The organism is Acinetobacter sp. CY79 (assembly GCF_059515845.1).
Map to the genome: position 1 here is coordinate 1 of NZ_JCAKMY010000070.1, position 1,687 is coordinate 1,687.

Consider the following 1,687-nt stretch of genomic DNA (forward strand, 5'->3'; position numbering starts at 1 on the left):
ACTCTCAGCAATATGATAATGCGCCGCCAATTCTAGCTGAGTGTTGTAGTTTCTTAAGTAATTAAGCGTTAACAACAATTGATCCTCAAGCGCTAATGTATGAGGACGCCCTGATTTCTTTTTAAGTGATTCTGCTTTTGCTAAAACCTCGACCATTTCAGTAAAAACTTGCCGAGGTACGCCAACCAAGCGTTTGAATTCAGAATCTGAAAAATGGTTTAATTTCTGATATCTCATGACATTTATATGGGCATAGTTTTTACTTTCGCAAGAGGTCTATTGATGTCGGCTCTTCTTTCACCAACAAGCTTTGTATTTTAAAAATTCAGTGATCTTGGTGATATGGCAGGGGAGTTTGGTGGTGAAAAAAGTTCAAGTGATCAAAAAAACAACATTTAAATCATGTATCCTAGTGATGTGTGCTGATAAAAACGGAGGCTTTCACTTGGTAAACTAGACATACTCATCAGGAGTTTACCATGAGCAAAAAACAAAAGATTTATACAGCAGAATTCAAAGCTGAAGCAATCAAAGCGATTGAATCAAATCAAGGCAATGTCTCTGAAACTGCTCGACAGCTTGGTATTTCCATGCAAACCCTTTCAAATTGGTACAACAAAGCAAAGGTTGGGACATTAGAAGGAACACAACAATATTTGCCCGATCTCGTTGCTCTACTCGAAGAAAATAAGAAACTCAAACAACAACTCAAAACTGCGGAAATGGAAAAAGAATTTCTAAAAAAAGCGGCAGCGTACTTTGCCAAAGAAAGTCAGTGAGGTACGCTTATATGAAAGAGCACAAAAACACATACCCAACCACGATGATGGCTAGATTGCTAAATGTCTCAGTATCAAGGTTTTATGATTGGCTTAAACAAGGTTTAAGCCAACGAAAGATTCTAAGCAATCAGCAGACAATATTGGTCAAAATCGCCCATCAAAAGACCAATGAAAGTTACGGTTATATTCGGCTGACCAAGTATTTACAGGCTCAAGGTATCCAAATTAGCCAGTATGCTGTGCGTTGCATTAAACAGCAGAATCATCTGTACTGTAAGCGCCATAAGCGTTTTAAAAGAACAACGAATAGCGACCACAATCGTTCTATTTATAATAATTTGTTAGAGCAAAACTTTGCAGTAACTGCTCCAAATGTTGCGTGGGTAAGTGACATTACATATGTATGGACAGCTGAAGGATGGCTGTATCTAGCTGCTTTAAAAGACCTTTGTAGCAAACAAGTGGTTGGCTATAGCTTAAGTGAACGGATGACATCACAGCTTGTTTGCAACGCACTTAGCATGGCTATCCGCAATCATAAACCCTCTCGAAACTTAATCGTTCACTCAGACAGAGGAAGCCAATATTGCAGTAAAGAATATCGGAATATGCTTGAAAAATATGGTTTCGAAGGCTCAATGAGTAAAAAAGGAGATTGTTACGATAATGCGCCGATTGAAAGCTTTTGGGGAATATTAAAGAACGAACTTGTACATCATCGCAATTATAAAACAAGGGAGGAAGCTAAGGCTGATATTACAAAATATATAGAGTTATTTTATAATCAGCAGAGAATTCAGAAAGGATTGGATTTTAAGACACCAAATCAAATGGCAGAGGACTTTTACAAGTTGGCTGCCTAGAATCTCCCAAGTTAAAGCCTCCTGTTAATTCAGCATACATCA

2 protein-coding genes are annotated in these 1,687 nt (G+C 37.9%); one reads left to right on the forward strand and one right to left on the reverse strand.

Features of this window, described 5'->3' with window-relative positions; all coding sequences use genetic code 11:
- Nucleotides 1-237, reverse strand: a 237-nt coding sequence (locus AC5YCE_RS15525; RefSeq protein ID WP_496172611.1) for a transposase family protein, incomplete at its 3' end; no start/stop codon positions are given.
- Between the two features lie 242 nt (nucleotides 238-479).
- On the opposite strand from AC5YCE_RS15525, the gene AC5YCE_RS15530 reads away from it, so the two are divergent.
- Nucleotides 480-1,645, forward strand: a protein-coding gene (locus AC5YCE_RS15530) for an IS3 family transposase (RefSeq protein WP_496171372.1) whose coding sequence is annotated in 2 segments (ribosomal slippage) — nucleotides 480-747 and nucleotides 747-1,645 — 1,167 coding nt in all. Because the reading frame shifts where the segments join, the coding sequence is not laid out codon by codon here.
- Nucleotides 1,646-1,687 lie beyond the last annotated feature (42 nt).